Origin of the sequence: Rheinheimera metallidurans, from assembly GCF_036983985.1 — a bacterium.
GTDB classification, from domain to species: domain Bacteria; phylum Pseudomonadota; class Gammaproteobacteria; order Enterobacterales; family Alteromonadaceae; genus Alishewanella; species Alishewanella metallidurans.
This window is the reverse complement of sequence record NZ_JALAHQ010000003.1, coordinates 238,008-252,762: the sequence shown is the minus strand read 5'-3', so window position 1 is coordinate 252,762 and position 14,755 is coordinate 238,008. Positions and strand designations below refer to the sequence as shown.

Here is a 14,755-nt window from a genome sequence, read left to right as displayed (position 1 = left end):
ACCACACCCACATCCTTGATTTATTACAAGATTTTAATTTCTATCGGCTGACCTTTTTGCTGCTTTTTGATCTGCCGTTTGGTTCTATCTATGACATCACCCACCAACTGACCACAGGCGGCATCAATATCATCACCTCGGGTTTTACGTACAATAACAGTAAAGCCATATTCTTGTAAGACTTTGTTAAATCTGTCAATCCGTGAATTGCTTGAGCGCTTATATGGCGAACCAGGATACGGATTAAAGGGTATCAGGTTAATTTTTGACGGCGTATCTTTTAACGCATGAGCTAACTCATGGGCTTGTTCCGTACTGTCATTAATGCCGTCCAGCATGACATATTCTATTGTGACCTTATCATTGGCTTTAGAGTTCTCAACATAACGTCGAGATGCTGCTAAAAACTCTTCCATCGGATACTTCCGATTTACCGGCACTAGCTCGTTACGTAATTCATTATTGGGCGCATGTAGCGAGATAGCTAACGCCACATCAATTTTTTCACGCAGCAAATCTAGCGCTGGCACCACACCTGAAGTACTTAAGGTTACACGACGTTTTGACAAGCCAAAGCCAAAATCTTCTAGCATTAGCTCCATGGCTGGCACGACATTATTTAGGTTAAGCAACGGCTCGCCCATACCCATCATCACGACGTTAGTTATCGGTTTATCGCCAGTATCGCCATAGCTGCCAATAATTTGTGCCACGCGCCATACCTGGCCAATAATTTCAGATACGCTTAGATTACGGTTAAAACCTTGCTGTGCCGTAGAGCAAAATGAGCAATCTAAGGCACAACCAACTTGAGATGACACACATAGAGTACGACGTTCTTTCTCTGGGATCCAAACGGTCTCTACTTCTTGTCCACCGCTTAAACCCATCACAAACTTAATCGTGCCATCGCTACTATCTTGTCGCGTTACCACAACCGGGGCTTCAATAACGCAGCGAGCTTTTAGTTTTTCACGCAATACTTTATTGATATTGCTCATTTTATCGAAATCATCGATACAGAAGTGGTAAATCCATTTCATTACCTGATCAGCTCGAAATGGCTTTTCACCTAATTCGACAAAAAACGCCTGTATTTCAGCGCGGGTTAAATCAAGTAAATTAATTTTGTTATGTTGCTCAGTCATTTGCAGAGCACTCCTTACCACAATAAACAATAACCATAAAACACTGTACCAACATGCAATAAGGGGGCTGTTGCCCCCTTATCCGTTACCTTAGTAATTAAGGCTTAACGGGTGCGGGCGCATAACTCAGCGTCAGTGAAAAAATAGGCAATTTCACGTGCTGCAGATGCAGCAGCATCTGAACCATGTACTGCGTTTTCGTCAATGCTTGCGGCATAATCTGCACGTAACGTACCAGCAAAAGCGTCTTTCGGGTTAGTGGCACCCATAATTTCACGGTTTTTACGCACAGCGTCTTCGCCTTCTAATACCTGAACCATTACTGGGCCAGACATCATAAATGACACTAATGCAGCAAAAAACGGGCGCTCTTTATGCTCAGCATAAAAGCCTTCAGCTTGCTCTTGGCTTAAGTGTAGCATTTTAGCGGCAACGATACGTAAACCAGCAGATTCAAAACGGTTGTAAATAGCACCAATAACGTTCTTTGCTACTGCATCCGGCTTGATAATTGAAAAAGTGCGTTCTAACGCCATAACAGGCTCCTGATTAAGTTAGATTAAACTAAATGATTAAAATTTAAGGCGGCAAATTATACGCTAGTTGCAAAAAAAAACCTATTTTTGCTGACAAAAAAGCCGCGGTACTAAGTTAGCAACGCGGCTTAATAAGTTTAGTTACAGCTAGAACGTAGCAACAACTTTAACGCTACCATCTACACTCGCGCTGCTAATATAGCCGATGGCTGAAGCATCGCTTGCTACAGCAGCTTTTACTGCAGCATCGTCAACCAGCTCTTTGGGTGGTGTGCCTTTACCGGTAAAAACCAACTTTGACCAATAAGCTTTAAGCTGCGACGCCGAACGACTTAATACTTTACTATCAAATTCATCTCGTGCTGGCAGACCTTCAGCTAGGTTAAGCGGTGTTGCTTTAGTGCCATCAGCAAAACTTGACGCACGGCCTAAAAATAAGCGGCTTAACTCATCAGCTGATACCGCATTAGCATTTGCCGGATTAACAACGACAGAAATATCCGCTATTGCCGCACCAGATAATAACGCGCTTAACAACAGTAATGTTTTTATGATGTTCATATCGGCCCCTTAAAATACTAAATCGACACCAAGTGCCAATACAGATTGGCGCACATCGGCAATGTTATTATCTTCAGAACTGTACTGTACTTTAAAGGCAGCAGAAGGATGGAAGTCATAGCGTAAACCAACGTTATAGGTATTAGCATCGCGATTTTGACTTTGTACTATGCCGACAACAGCGCCTAACGTTGGCTGAGGTAATGTTGTCGTATAAGGTGTATAGATCGCCGTTTTTACGTCGCGTTTTTCTTTTTCGTAAGATACATAAGGCGTTAGCTTATCAAAGCGATGTCCGACTGAACCGTAATAGCTTTCTTTATCGCCAACAAAGCTTTTTGATACTTTAACTGTGGTGTATTCCGCAACAACTAACCAATCATTTTTATCTAAGGTAAAACCTAAACCAAGGAAGGCACCATTTTCATCAGCCACGTCAATTTCGCTAACTAAGGCATCAAGACCTGCATTTGATAGCCCCGCTAAAACGCCACCAACAGTGGTAGTAGCATTAAGTTGAATGGAGTCAATACCAATAGTCACTTTCGCCGCGAGGTAGGCTGCGCGGACACTAAACCAGTCTTGACTTAGCTCCCAGGTTACGCCGACGATATCGTTAAACTTAACATTAAGGTCATTGCCGCTAATATAGCCTATGCCGTCATAGGTACCGGCCACGAACTGTAAGCTAGAGTCAAAACTACCCAGCTGCGTGGTATGATATAACGACACACCTTCAATATTGTCATAGCCTAAACCATACACACTTTGTGGCACCCTGAGCCAATCGTAGCTGTAACCAACATCACGAAAATCAGAGTATTTATAAAATGGCGTGCGTAATCGACCAGCATTAATGCGCCAGTCATCATTGATTTGATAGCTAATAAACGCCCATTCAAAACCGACATCAAAGTCATTTGAGCCCCGGCCCATCAATTGAGCGGTTACTGATAGCTTTTCGCCAAGGTCAGACATAATTTGTATCGCAAACAAACTCTCATTTTTAAAATCTAAGCTATCGTCATAACCGTACAAACTGTCATTTTTATCAAGTGCGATACCTGCATTAATTGATGCAAAACCATTAATAGTAACATCAGCATAAGCTGGTGCCGCGAGCAGACCAGCTAAGGACACTGCAAGCAGGGATTTTTTAAACATAATGACTCCGTTTATTGTCGTTGTTATTTACAGGTTAGACTAAACATCGCCAAGCGCTAGTCTTACGCTACTTTTTTATTGATTTGTATCAGTTAATTAGCATAAAAAAAGGCTTTTCAGCCTTTTATTAAACGATAACGCTGTAGTAAGCTTAATGCCCTTCACTCACCATATTAATAGTATATTTTGGGATCTCTACAACTAGGTCTTCGTCTGCGACCTTAGCCTGGCAACCTAAGCGTGATTCAGGCTCTAAGCCCCACGCTTTATCTAACATATCGTCTTCTAGCTCGTCGCTTTCATTTAACGAATAAAAACCTTCGCGCACAATAATGTGGCAGGTAGTGCAAGCACAAGACTTTTCACAAGCATGCTCAATGGCAATACCATTACGCAATGCCACATCTAATACCGTTTCACCGGCCTTTGCTTCTAATGCTGCTCCATCTGGGCATAGCTCTGCATGGGGTAAAAATACAATTTGTGGCATGTGTTATACCTCGTCCACGTTATGGCCGGTCAGCGCAGTACGGATCGATTGATCCATACGCCGTGCAGCAAAGTCATCAGTTAATGTGTTGGTGTGCTCAATAGCAGCCTTGATCGCGGCGGTATCTTCGCTCTGTTTTACTGTAGCTAGATTAGCAAGCGCAGCGCGAATAGCGGCTAACTCTGTTGGGCCTAACAAGGCCGCATCGGCTTTTAACGCCTGAGATACCGCCTCTAATACGCGCTCGGCTTCTACTTGTTGCTCACGTAATAAGCGTAGCTGCATATCTTGTCGCGCATATTGCATCGAGTTTTTTAGCATAGTTGCAACCTGATCGTCGCTTAAACCATACGACGGCTTCACTTGAATATTGGCCTGCACACCGGTTGATTTTTCTTGCGCAGTAACACTTAACAAACCATCTGCGTCAACCTGAAAGGTAACACGAATATGCGCACCACCCGCTGACATCGGCGGAATGCCACGTAGTTCAAACCGCGCCAGTGAGCGGCAATCGTCAACTAGCTCACGTTCGCCTTGCACTACATGCAGAGCCATCGCGGTTTGACCATCTTTAAAGGTGGTGAATTCTTGCGCGCGCGCTACCGGTATTACCGTATTGCGTGGAATAATTTTTTCGGTTAAACCGCCCATCGTTTCAAGGCCCAGCGATAGCGGTATTACGTCAAGCAACAAGGTATCGGTGTCCGCTTTGTTACCAACCAGCACATTCGCCTGAATTGCTGCACCTATGGCGACGACTTTGTCAGGATCAATTGACGTTAGAGGCTCTGTTGCAAAAAACTCGGCTACTTCGCTACGTACTAACGGTACACGAGTTGAACCGCCAACCATAACGACTTTAACAATGTCTGCTGTGGTTAAACTCGCGTCGCGCAATACCTGACGACAAGCGCGGATAGTTTTTTTCACCAATGGCGCCATTAACTGCTCAACTTCGCTGCGAGTTAATGTTGCTGACTTATCGCTGCCGGGTAAAATAAAGCTTAGGCTGTCACTATCGGTTAACTGCTCTTTAATATCACGTGCTAGCGTTAAATATTGGCGCATAGCTTGATGTGACAAGCTACTATGACCAGTTAACTGCTGCAGATGGTTCACGATAGCGTGATCAAAATCATCACCACCGAGCGCTGAATTGCCGCCGGTAGATAGCACTTCAAATACTCCACGACGCAGCCGTAATATAGAGATATCAAAGGTACCACCGCCGAGATCATACACGGCAATAACGCCTTCTTGTCCAGAATCCAAACCGTAGGCTAACGCGGCTGCTGTGGGTTCATTTAACAGGCGTAACACATTTAAACCAGCCAATTTAGCCGCATCTTTGGTAGCTTGGCGCTGAGAGTCATCAAAATAGGCTGGCACAGTAATAACTACGCCATTTAATTCCCCGCCAAGGGTTTCACTTGCAGTATTAGCCAGTGTAGCTAAAATTTCTGCCGATATTTCCACCGGATTTTTTACACCTTGAACGGTGTTAATTGCTACCAAGCCTTGTTGATCAACCAGTTGGTAAGGCACTTTATCGTTTAACGCCAAGGTTTCGCTGTAGCCTTTTCCCATCAACCGCTTTACCGATAGAATGGTATTTTCTGCATCGTCTACTGCTGCTAACTTGGCCGCATTACCTACTATTACTGAGTCGCTAGTGTAACGCACAATAGAAGGCAGCATATCCAAGCCTTCTTTATTTAACAGCGTTTTAGCTTCGCCACTACGTACAGTAGCAACCAGTGAGTTTGTTGTCCCAAGGTCAATGCCGGCCGCCAACTTGTGCTGATGCGGCGCAGCGCTTTGTCCAGGCTCTGCGATCTGTAATAACGCCATAGTGTCGTTTAGTCTTGTAGTTGTTGTTCTATTAGTTCCAGCTCTGACTGAAGCTTAAAGAAAAATTTTAGTTTACGAATAAGGTCTGCTGCGAGTTGATCTTGCTCGGCACTTTTGGTTTCTAATGCATTTGCTAATTGTTGCAACAGCTGATTTTTTTGCTGCTGTAATTCACGCTCTATGCTGTTGATGATGGCATCTGGATCAGCACTTTGGCTTATTTCAGCCAATTGCTCACGCAGTTCCATCTGTTGCATTAAAAATACCGGATCGGTGAAGCTGCGTTGTTCGTGGCTTATTTTTAAACCGCGAAGCGCCAGCAAATGTTCAGCACGCAATAGTGGCTGCTTTAAACTGTAATAGGCATCGTTAATATTCGCCGTTTGTTGCACAGCCAACAGCCGGTCGCGCTCTGATCCTGCACTGTGCTGATCAGGATGAAACCGACGTTGTAGTTGCAAATAGCGCGATCCGAGCTCGGTTAAATCGAGCTCGAATGTTGCCGGTAGATTAAACAACTGAAAATAATTCATCCGGCCCTTACACGCTTATACTGTAAAACTTTCGCCACAACCACATTCGCCGTTAACGTTGGGGTTGTTAAATTGAAAACCTTCGTTCAGGCCATCTTTGACAAAGTCTAACTGGGTGCCATCGATGTAGACTAAGCTTTTGCCATCGACTATCAGCTTCAAGTTATCTTGCTCAAACACTTCATCGTCTTCGTTCAAGGTATCAACAAACTCCAGCACATAAGCTAGGCCAGAGCAGCCAGTAGTTTTAATACCTACTCGCAAACCAATGCCTTTACCGCGGTTGTGCAGAAAACTGCGCACGCGATCGGCGGCAGCTGCTGTCATCGAAATAGCCATAGTTGTTAGCCTCCGTGCTTTTGCTTGTAGTCTGCAATAGCGGCTTTAATGGCATCTTCAGCCAAAATAGAACAGTGAATTTTCACTGGTGGCAATGCCAATTCTTGCGCAATGTCGGTATTTTTGATTTGCTGCGCTTCGTCTAAGCTTTTGCCTTTAACCCACTCAGTTACCAGCGAGCTAGATGCAATAGCGCTACCACAACCATAGGTTTTAAACTTAGCGTCTTCAATAATACCGGCAGCGTTAACTTTAATTTGCAGCTTCATTACGTCGCCGCACGCTGGTGCTCCTACCATACCGGTAGCAACAGTGGCGTCATCTTTGTCAAATGAACCAACGTTACGTGGGTTTTCGTAGTGATCAATTACTTTATTACTGTATGCCATGATAGTTACCTCTTATGCAGCTAGCGCGCTTAGTGCGCAACCCAAGCCACAGTGTTTAAATCGATACCGTCTTTATACATATCCCAAAGCGGCGACATATCTCGTAACTTTTCAATTGCTTGATGCACAATTTTAATGGTGTGATCAATTTGTTGTTCGGTAGTAAAGCGGCCAATACTGAAACGGATAGAACTGTGAGCCAATTCATCACTCATACCTAGCGCGCGCAGCACATAAGAAGGCTCTAAGCTAGCAGAAGTACAAGCAGAACCTGATGATACCGCGATATCTTTTAGCGCCATTATCAGTGACTCACCTTCAACATAGTTAAAACTAATGTTGGTAATATGCGGTACACGCTGTTCGCGGTGCCCGTTTAAAAACACCTGTTCAATATCTTTTACGCCATTTAATAAGCGGTCACGCAGTGTGGTAATGCGTTTTATTTCGTCGTGCATTTCTAACTTGGCAATTCGAAACGCTTCACCCATAGCCACAATTTGGTGAGTCGGTAACGTGCCTGAACGCATACCACGTTCATGGCCGCCACCGTGCATTTGCGCTTCTAAACGGATGCGTGGTTTACGACGCACAAATAATGCGCCAATGCCTTTAGGGCCGTATACTTTATGGCCTGAGAACGACATTAAATCTACTTTTAATGCTTGCAGGTCAATATCTACTTTGCCCGGCGCTTGCGCCGCATCAACGTGCAGTAAAATACCTTTGCTGCGGCAGAATTCACCAATAGCCGCAATATCTTGCACCACGCCAATTTCGTTATTAACGAACATCACGCTAAGTACCGTAGTGTCTTTACGTATTGCGGCTTCTAGCATAGCAATAGTAATTAGGCCGTCGGTTTGTGGTTCAAGGTAAGTTACTTCATACCCTTCGCGCTCTAGCTGACGCATGGTATCTAAAGTGGCTTTATGTTCGGTTTTAACCGTGATCAGATGTTTACCTTTTTTGTGGTAAAAATCAGCGGCGCCTTTAATCGCTAAATTAATAGACTCCGTGGCGCCTGAGGTAAATACAATTTCACGCGGGTCGGCATTAACCAAATCAGCAATCTGGCTGCGGGCAATTTCTACCGCTTCTTCAGCTTGCCAGCCAAAACGATGCGAACGTGATGCAGGGTTACCAAACTCGCCGTCCATAGTTAAAAACTGCATCATTTTTTCTGCTACCCGAGTGTCGACTGGGGTAGTTGCAGCGTAATCCAGATAAATAGGTAGCTTCATTCTTTGCTCCGTGTTGCCTACAGCTGGCAGCTAACTTTAATATCAGTTGCCGGGTTCTTTGCAATGCGGCCATTTTGCCGTTTTGCTAGGGTCTGTACATCTTGCTGGTTTACCAGCTCACCCAGCGTAATGCTGGTTAGGAAATCTTGTATGCGATGACTAAGGTCGCTCCACAAGGTATGCGTTAAACAGCGTGCACCACTTTGGCAGTCCGACTTACCCTGACACCGAGTTGCGTCAACAGACTCATCTACTGCAGCAATAACGTCTGACACCGATATAGCTATAGCTTCACGGCTTAATTGATAACCGCCACCTGGGCCGCGCACACTGTTTACTAAACCTTGCTTACGTAAGCGAGCAAACAATTGTTCAAGATACGATAAAGAAATACCTTGTCGTTCAGAAATATCGGCCAATGACACTGGCCCACTTGCTGTGTGTAAGGCCACATCTAACATGGCCGTTACCGCATAGCGGCCCTTCGACGTTAATCTCATGGTTTGCTCCCTGAAAACAGTGCCACTATTTTACTTTCTTGACTAATTTAGTCAAGTATTAATAACCTAGTAATTTAGTCAAGTATTCAGGGCTAAGGTTCAGTTTAAATATCTGGGTCAAATGCTTCAACATCGCGCTGTCGCGCTTGTGCTGCACGCACTTCGGCCAGTTTGAAGTCTTCTTCTTCAATATTAACAACGGGCATCTGATCACAAACATTGCCGCCAAGCTGATTTACGCTATGGCACAACTCACCCACTTTGTTATCCAGCAATTGGATATGATCGAGCATTCTACCGATGGCATTTGCTACCGGATCAGGATTATCTGCCGCAACCGCATAGGCATCGAAGCCAAACTTCTGGGCTAATTGTTTACGCTCGGCGCTAACAGGGGTGTCGGCTTTGGCGACTATGCGTCCGGGTATACCAATAACAGTAGCGCCTGCCGGTACATCTTTTACCACTACCGCGTTTGAGCCAATACGCGCGTTTTCGCCAACCATTAAAGGCCCCAGCACTTTAGCGCCAGCACCAATTACTACGCCATTACCTAATGTTGGATGGCGCTTACCTGGGTTCCAGCTGGTTCCGCCTAAGGTTACGCCATGATATAGCGTTACATCGTCACCAATTTCAGCGGTTTCGCCTATTACTACGCCCATACCATGGTCGATAAAAAACCGGCGGCCTATTTTTGCGCCAGGGTGAATTTCTACACCGGTAAACCAACGCGCTAATGTGCTTAAAAACCGTGCTAACCACTTCCAATTTGCTTGCCATAACTTATGGCTAATGCGATGCCACCAAATTGCGTGCAGTCCGGGGTAGTTGGTTAATACTTCAAAGCTGCTGCGCGCCGCTGGATCACGCTCAAACACACTTTTGATATCTTCTCTGATACCAGAAAACATCGGCTACTCCTTGTTATTTGGTGTATTGCGACCAAAACGCTGCACCGACGTTAGTATGCCGCGTAATATATTGTATTCCGGCTCTTCAGGCCGGGCTCGCGTAAACAAACGTTTTAGTTTTGTCATTACTACACCTGGATGTTGCTTAATAATAAAGCCGGTGTCATTTAAGGTGGTTTCTAAATGCTGATAAAAACTCTGCATTTGTTCACTCGTTGGATAGGCGACATCATCTTCAACAGCAGGCTGTTGCTGGCTTGGTAAAAAGGCCATGCGTAGCTCATAGCACACTATCTGCACCGCCATCGCCAAATTTAACGAGCTATATTCTGGGTTTGCCGGTATGCACACATGATAATTACACAGCTGCAGCTCTTCGTTACTTAAACCGCTACTTTCGCGGCCAAATACGATGGCAACCGGATGTGTTAGCGCTTCTTTTACTGCTAATTCTGCACAGTCACGCGGCTCTAGAATTGGCCAGCTTAGGGTTCTCGATCTCGCACTACTGCCAACCACTAAGCCACAATCGGTAATGGCCGCTTGTAGCGTGTCATATACTTTGGCATTGGCCAAAATGTCACTGGCCCCAGCGGAAAGTGCATAGGCTTGGCCATCTGGTAGCTCTTTGGGCGCGACTAAGCATAACTGCGACAAGCCCATCGTTTTCATGGCGCGCGCGACTGAACCTATATTACCGGTATGGGTTGTACCTACAAGAATGATACGGATTTGATCTAACATAAGGTTTCCCGCATAAAAGGGTAGGTATTCTAACACAGCAGAATGCAATTGTTGATGAGAAAATAGCAGTCTGGCCATCTAATGAAGACGATTTATCTGCCTGCATTTTCCACTTTTTGTTGCTACACTAACGCCTCATTTACGACAGGGATTTACGACAATGAAAACTATAAAACTTGCCACCGTATTATCTGCCTTACTGTTAACGCCATTAGCGATGGCGAATAATTATGCCGACGATTTACAACAAGCCGTTAAACATTCAACGCGCAGCGCCAGCAGCATTAGCCGTGACCAATATCGTCACCCTATTGAAACACTTACCTTTTTCGGCATAACACCCACTAGCACTGTGGTAGAAATTTCACCTGGTGCTGGCTGGTATAGCGAAATTTTAGCGCCATTGCTGGCCGTAAGCGGTACTTACTACGCCGCACACTTTCCGGCAGCAACTACCTCTGATTACTACAAGCGTGGCCGAGCGGCCTTTGTGGAAAAGTTAGCTAGCGATCCGGCTTATAACCGCGTGCAATTAACTGAATTTGCGCCAAACAACCATAGCAACATTGCTCCAGAAGGCAGCGCCGACGTGGTATTAACCTTCCGCAATTTGCATAACTGGTATAGCAATGGCGGTGACGATGGCATGGTCGCTATTTTTAAGGACTTTTATAAAACCCTAAAACCAGGTGGCGTACTTGGCGTAGTAGAACATCGTTTACCCGCTGATAAAATGACGGGCGACTGGATAAAAACCGGCTATTTTCCACAGCAACTGGCTATTTCTTTGGCCGAACAAGCGGGCTTTATATTTGAAGCTAGTAGCGAAATTAATGCTAACGCCAATGATAAGGCCGACTATACCGGCGGTGTATGGACCTTGCCACCAACCTTGCAATTAAAAGAGCAAGACAAAGAAAAGTACCTCGCTATTGGTGAAAGCGATAGAATGACCCTAAAGTTTCGCAAGCCTGTAGCTAAATAATTGTTAAATAAAAGACGGGAAGTTAAATGAAAGTATTGGTAATCGGCGGCGGCGGCCGCGAGCATGCGTTAGCATGGAAAGCGGCGCAATCTCCTTTGGTAACCCAAGTATTTGTCGCGCCAGGTAATGCGGGTACAGCACGTGAACCCAACCTAAAAAATGTAGCCATTGCAGCTGATGATATTTCTGCACTGTTAGCCTTTGCTCAGCAAGAAGCTATCGATTTAACCATCGTTGGCCCAGAAGCCCCATTAGCTAAAGGCATAGTCGATGTATTTCGCGCTGCAGGGTTAGCCATTTTTGGCCCAACCAAAGCCGCTGCGCAATTAGAAAGCTCAAAAGCTTTTGCCAAAGATTTTCTTGCTCGGCATAACATTCCAACCGCTGCTTACCAAACCTTTACCGAAACCGCGCCAGCTAAAGCCTTTGTGCAGAGGCTGGGTTTACCTATTGTAATTAAAGCCGATGGTTTAGCCGCAGGTAAAGGCGTAATTATTGCCAATACTGAAGCCGAAGCTTTTGCAGCCATTGACGACATGCTATCTGGCAATAAATTTGGCGACGCTGGCAGCCGAGTAGTCGTAGAAGAGTTTTTAACTGGTGAAGAGGCATCGTTTATTGTCATGGTTGATGGCAAAACAGCACTGCCTTTTGCCTCATCGCAAGATCATAAAGCCAGAGATAACGGCGATAAAGGCCCAAATACCGGCGGCATGGGTGCCTATTCACCCGCGCCAGTTGTTACGCCAACTGTTCATGACTGGGTAATGCAACAGGTTATTTACCCTACGGTAAATGGTATGGCGGGAGAAGGCATTGTATTTACAGGGTTTTTATATGCTGGCTTAATGATCGCCCCCGATGGCAGTGCTAAAGTTCTTGAATTTAATTGCCGGTTTGGCGACCCAGAAACTCAACCTATCATGATGCGTTTAGAGTCTGATTTAGTGGCGTTATGCTTAGCCGCCTGCAAAGCAGAGTTAGCGGATAAACAGATTCAGTTTAGCCGACATGCCGCAGTAGGCGTTGTATTGGCGGCGGGTGGCTATCCTGACGACTATGCTAAAGGCAAGGTTATTCACGGCTTAGACCACGCAGACAGTGCTAATGCTAAAGTGTTTCATGCTGGCACCGAGTTAAAAAACAGTGTTGTCGTTACCAATGGTGGGCGTGTACTTTGTGCCACCGCTTTGGGTGAAAATGTTACTGCAGCACAACAAGCCGCTTATCAACTTGCTGATAAAGTAAGTTGGGACGGCATGTTTTGCCGCACCGACATTGGCTACCGTGCCATAGCGCGCGAACACAAATAATGAATAATGCCAGTAATACCAACGTTGCTGGCAAACTTATTACCACAGTTACATTTGTCGCAAAACTAACTGTGACTAGCGAAACAACCTTGTCACAGTGCTTTAATCCTTTCAGCCTATACTGCTATTTTATCTCGAGAACACAGCATCATGAATAACGCATTTGTCTCACTCTCTTTGCTAAGCACGGCAATATTCTCTGGTGCAACTTTTGCGCAGTGTAACGCCGACTTTACTAGTATTTATACGATTCAAGGCACAGCTAAAAGTAGCGCTTTGCAAGGCCAACAACTGAGTACCCGAGGCGTAGTTACTGCGCAAATATACTTAGGTAGTAAAGCGGCCGGCATAACACTGCGCGCTATTGAACAAGGTAATGCGCAAGCTTCTGCTAGCCTGTTTATTGCCGATACTAACGCCGCCACCGCATACCAACCGGGGCAGCTGTTACAAATTAGCGGCATAGTTACTGAGTTACATAGCCAGACTAGCCTAATTGATATCAGTGATATTACGGTTTGTGATACTGGACTTAGTGTTACCGCCCGTGAGGTGCAGCTACCGTTAACCAGTATGAATGAATGGGAAAAGTTAGAAGGTGAGCTAATACAGTTTAGCCAAACACTTACCGTTAACGACACCTATGATCTGGGGCGCTACGGTGAAGTTATCCTTGCCGATAAACGTTTAATGGTTGCCACTGAAATTATGCAACCGGGGAAAAATGCCGCAGCACTAACAGAGCAACAACGATTACATACTGTAGTAGTAGACGATGGTTTATATCAACAAAACCCTGATCCGCTGCAATTTGGTGGTAAGACTTTAACCGCGGAAAATACTTTGCGTGTAGGTGACACGGTGCAGAATGTGCAAGGTGTTGTAGTGCAAGATGACCGAGGCTACCGCGTAGTACCCACTCGCACTCCGGTTTATATAGCCAGCAACCCTCGGCCAGAAAACCCTGCAGCAAAGCCGGCTAAAGCACTACGTATCGCCAGCTTTAACGTATTAAACTTTTTTAATGGCACAGATCAAACACCTAGCTTTCCAACCCGCCGTGGTGCCGACACCTTAGCTGAATTTGAGCGTCAACAAGCTAAAACCGTCACCGCGCTGGCAGCGTTAGATGCTGATGTAATTGGCCTGTTAGAAGTTGAGAACAATGGTTATGGCGCCAAAAGCGCACTAGCTAGCTTAACCACGGCACTGAATAAAGTAACCACTAAACCCTACCGTTTTATTATTACTAGCGAGCAACCAGGTAACGACGTTATTAAGGTAGCGCTGTTGTATCGCCCGGCTACCGTAGGCGTTGAAGGCAAAGCGGCGATGCTATTTAATAAACCCTTTGACTGGGGCAGCCGTCCGCCGCTGGCACAAAGTTTCCGCCATCTAGCAAGTAATGAACTGGTTACAGTAAGCATTAACCATTTTAAATCTAAAGGCAGTTGCCCTAAAGATCGCAGCACAAAAAATGCCGACCAACACGATGGCCAAGGCTGTTGGAATGCGTTACGCACTACGTCAGCCCAAGCGTTAAGCGACTGGTTAAAAACACAACCGACCGGTGTAAAAACCAATAAACAAATTATTCTTGGTGATTTAAATGCCTATCGTATGGAAGATCCAGTACAAGCGCTGCGCGACGAAAACTGGCAGTATTTGCATAACAAAGATACCGAGCAATACTCCTTTGTCTATCGCGGCCGCAGTGGCTCGTTAGATCATGCGTTAGCCAGCCCTGAATTAGCAAAACAGTTAAAAACACTGCAACACTGGACCATCAATGCTGATGAACCTACGGCCTTAGATTACAACCTTGAGTTTAAAAGCAATGACCAACAACAGCAGCTATACGCACCAAACCCGTATCGCTCGTCAGATCACGACCCGCTAATCGCAACCTTTGAGTTTTAATATATCTTTATAGCCAGCAAGCAGTTAGCACTGTTTACTGGCTAGTTATACCTGCTTGACCGAATAAATAGTTGCACCCGGTTTGCCTGTTGCTTTAAGGTGAGGTTCAGTTAAAGCAGCA

The 14,755-nt window shown here is 45.4% G+C and carries 16 protein-coding genes; 3 read left to right on the top strand and 13 right to left on the bottom strand.

Features of this window, described 5'->3' with window-relative positions:
- Window positions 1-23 precede the first annotated feature (23 nt).
- From rlmN to trmJ, 13 genes are all read right to left on the bottom strand, one after another.
- Window positions 24-1,148, bottom strand: a complete 1,125-nt coding sequence (rlmN, locus tag MN199_RS10245) for a dual-specificity RNA methyltransferase RlmN (RefSeq protein ID WP_335739351.1) — start codon at window positions 1,146-1,148, stop codon at window positions 24-26.
- 104 nt (window positions 1,149-1,252) lie between these two features.
- Window positions 1,253-1,684, bottom strand: a complete 432-nt coding sequence (ndk, locus tag MN199_RS10240; protein ID WP_335739350.1) for a nucleoside-diphosphate kinase — start codon at window positions 1,682-1,684, stop codon at window positions 1,253-1,255.
- 147 nt (window positions 1,685-1,831) lie between these two features.
- Complete coding sequence (locus MN199_RS10235) at window positions 1,832-2,245, bottom strand: phosphate ABC transporter substrate-binding protein (RefSeq protein WP_132585244.1); 414 nt, start codon at window positions 2,243-2,245, stop codon at window positions 1,832-1,834.
- 9 nt (window positions 2,246-2,254) lie between these two features.
- Window positions 2,255-3,409, bottom strand: coding sequence for a porin (locus MN199_RS10230; protein ID WP_132585247.1), 1,155 nt, complete (start codon window positions 3,407-3,409; stop codon window positions 2,255-2,257).
- A gap of 151 nt (window positions 3,410-3,560) precedes the next feature.
- Window positions 3,561-3,899, bottom strand: coding sequence for an ISC system 2Fe-2S type ferredoxin (gene fdx / locus MN199_RS10225; RefSeq protein ID WP_132585250.1), 339 nt, complete (start codon window positions 3,897-3,899; stop codon window positions 3,561-3,563).
- Window positions 3,900-3,902: 3 nt separating this feature from the next.
- Entirely contained in the window at window positions 3,903-5,753 is a 1,851-nt protein-coding gene (hscA, locus tag MN199_RS10220; RefSeq protein WP_335739349.1) for a Fe-S protein assembly chaperone HscA, read from the bottom strand.
- Between the two features lie 8 nt (window positions 5,754-5,761).
- The gene (gene hscB / locus MN199_RS10215; RefSeq protein ID WP_132585255.1) at window positions 5,762-6,286 is read right to left on the bottom strand and encodes a co-chaperone HscB; all 525 of its coding nucleotides are present in this window, start codon (window positions 6,284-6,286) and stop codon (window positions 5,762-5,764) included.
- A gap of 15 nt (window positions 6,287-6,301) precedes the next feature.
- On the bottom strand, window positions 6,302-6,625 hold the full coding sequence (gene iscA / locus MN199_RS10210) for an iron-sulfur cluster assembly protein IscA (RefSeq protein ID WP_132585258.1): 324 nt from the start codon (window positions 6,623-6,625) through the stop codon (window positions 6,302-6,304).
- Between the two features lie 5 nt (window positions 6,626-6,630).
- Window positions 6,631-7,014: a Fe-S cluster assembly scaffold IscU gene (gene iscU, locus MN199_RS10205; protein ID WP_132585261.1), complete on the bottom strand. Its 384-nt coding sequence runs from the start codon at window positions 7,012-7,014 to the stop codon at window positions 6,631-6,633.
- Window positions 7,015-7,043: 29 nt separating this feature from the next.
- Window positions 7,044-8,258: an IscS subfamily cysteine desulfurase gene (locus MN199_RS10200; protein WP_132585264.1), complete on the bottom strand. Its 1,215-nt coding sequence runs from the start codon at window positions 8,256-8,258 to the stop codon at window positions 7,044-7,046.
- A gap of 17 nt (window positions 8,259-8,275) precedes the next feature.
- Window positions 8,276-8,758 (bottom strand): Fe-S cluster assembly transcriptional regulator IscR, encoded by a 483-nt coding sequence (gene iscR / locus MN199_RS10195; protein ID WP_132585267.1) that lies wholly within the window; start codon window positions 8,756-8,758, stop codon window positions 8,276-8,278.
- A gap of 104 nt (window positions 8,759-8,862) precedes the next feature.
- A complete protein-coding gene (gene cysE, locus MN199_RS10190) occupies window positions 8,863-9,672 on the bottom strand; it encodes a serine O-acetyltransferase (protein ID WP_132585270.1) in 810 nt (269 codons plus the stop codon).
- Between the two features lie 3 nt (window positions 9,673-9,675).
- Window positions 9,676-10,416 carry a tRNA (cytosine(32)/uridine(32)-2'-O)-methyltransferase TrmJ gene (gene trmJ, locus MN199_RS10185; protein ID WP_335739348.1) on the bottom strand — a complete coding sequence of 247 codons (741 nt, stop codon included), beginning with the start codon at window positions 10,414-10,416 and terminating at the stop codon, window positions 9,676-9,678.
- 160 nt (window positions 10,417-10,576) lie between these two features.
- Here trmJ and MN199_RS10180 point away from each other — a divergent pair, with 160 nt between their 5' ends.
- The 3 genes from MN199_RS10180 (at window position 10,577) to MN199_RS10170 (ending at window position 14,634) form a co-directional block, all read left to right on the top strand.
- On the top strand, window positions 10,577-11,401 hold the full coding sequence (locus MN199_RS10180; RefSeq protein ID WP_132585276.1) for a class I SAM-dependent methyltransferase: 825 nt from the start codon (window positions 10,577-10,579) through the stop codon (window positions 11,399-11,401).
- A gap of 26 nt (window positions 11,402-11,427) precedes the next feature.
- Entirely contained in the window at window positions 11,428-12,714 is a 1,287-nt protein-coding gene (gene purD / locus MN199_RS10175) for a phosphoribosylamine--glycine ligase (protein WP_335739347.1), read from the top strand.
- Between the two features lie 150 nt (window positions 12,715-12,864).
- Window positions 12,865-14,634 (top strand): ExeM/NucH family extracellular endonuclease, encoded by a 1,770-nt coding sequence (locus MN199_RS10170; RefSeq protein ID WP_335739346.1) that lies wholly within the window; start codon window positions 12,865-12,867, stop codon window positions 14,632-14,634.
- Window positions 14,635-14,755: the final 121 nt, after the last annotated feature.

Excerpts from the sequence above, each read along its gene's own strand:
- rlmN (WP_335739351.1), bottom strand. The coding sequence starts at position 1,148 with ATGACTGAGCAACATAACAAAATTAATTTACTTGATTTAACCCGCGCT.
- ndk (WP_335739350.1), bottom strand. The coding sequence starts at position 1,684 with ATGGCGTTAGAACGCACTTTTTCAATTATCAAGCCGGATGCAGTAGCA.
- MN199_RS10235 (WP_132585244.1), bottom strand. The coding sequence starts at position 2,245 with ATGAACATCATAAAAACATTACTGTTGTTAAGCGCGTTATTATCTGGT.
- MN199_RS10230 (WP_132585247.1), bottom strand. The coding sequence starts at position 3,409 with ATGTTTAAAAAATCCCTGCTTGCAGTGTCCTTAGCTGGTCTGCTCGCG.
- fdx (WP_132585250.1), bottom strand. The coding sequence starts at position 3,899 with ATGCCACAAATTGTATTTTTACCCCATGCAGAGCTATGCCCAGATGGA.
- hscA (WP_335739349.1), bottom strand. The coding sequence starts at position 5,753 with ATGGCGTTATTACAGATCGCAGAGCCTGGACAAAGCGCTGCGCCGCAT.
- hscB (WP_132585255.1), bottom strand. The coding sequence starts at position 6,286 with ATGAATTATTTTCAGTTGTTTAATCTACCGGCAACATTCGAGCTCGAT.
- iscA (WP_132585258.1), bottom strand. The coding sequence starts at position 6,625 with ATGGCTATTTCGATGACAGCAGCTGCCGCCGATCGCGTGCGCAGTTTT.
- iscU (WP_132585261.1), bottom strand. The coding sequence starts at position 7,014 with ATGGCATACAGTAATAAAGTAATTGATCACTACGAAAACCCACGTAAC.
- MN199_RS10200 (WP_132585264.1), bottom strand. The coding sequence starts at position 8,258 with ATGAAGCTACCTATTTATCTGGATTACGCTGCAACTACCCCAGTCGAC.
- iscR (WP_132585267.1), bottom strand. The coding sequence starts at position 8,758 with ATGAGATTAACGTCGAAGGGCCGCTATGCGGTAACGGCCATGTTAGAT.
- cysE (WP_132585270.1), bottom strand. The coding sequence starts at position 9,672 with ATGTTTTCTGGTATCAGAGAAGATATCAAAAGTGTGTTTGAGCGTGAT.
- trmJ (WP_335739348.1), bottom strand. The coding sequence starts at position 10,416 with ATGTTAGATCAAATCCGTATCATTCTTGTAGGTACAACCCATACCGGT.
- MN199_RS10180 (WP_132585276.1), top strand. The coding sequence starts at position 10,577 with ATGAAAACTATAAAACTTGCCACCGTATTATCTGCCTTACTGTTAACG.
- purD (WP_335739347.1), top strand. The coding sequence starts at position 11,428 with ATGAAAGTATTGGTAATCGGCGGCGGCGGCCGCGAGCATGCGTTAGCA.
- MN199_RS10170 (WP_335739346.1), top strand. The coding sequence starts at position 12,865 with ATGAATAACGCATTTGTCTCACTCTCTTTGCTAAGCACGGCAATATTC.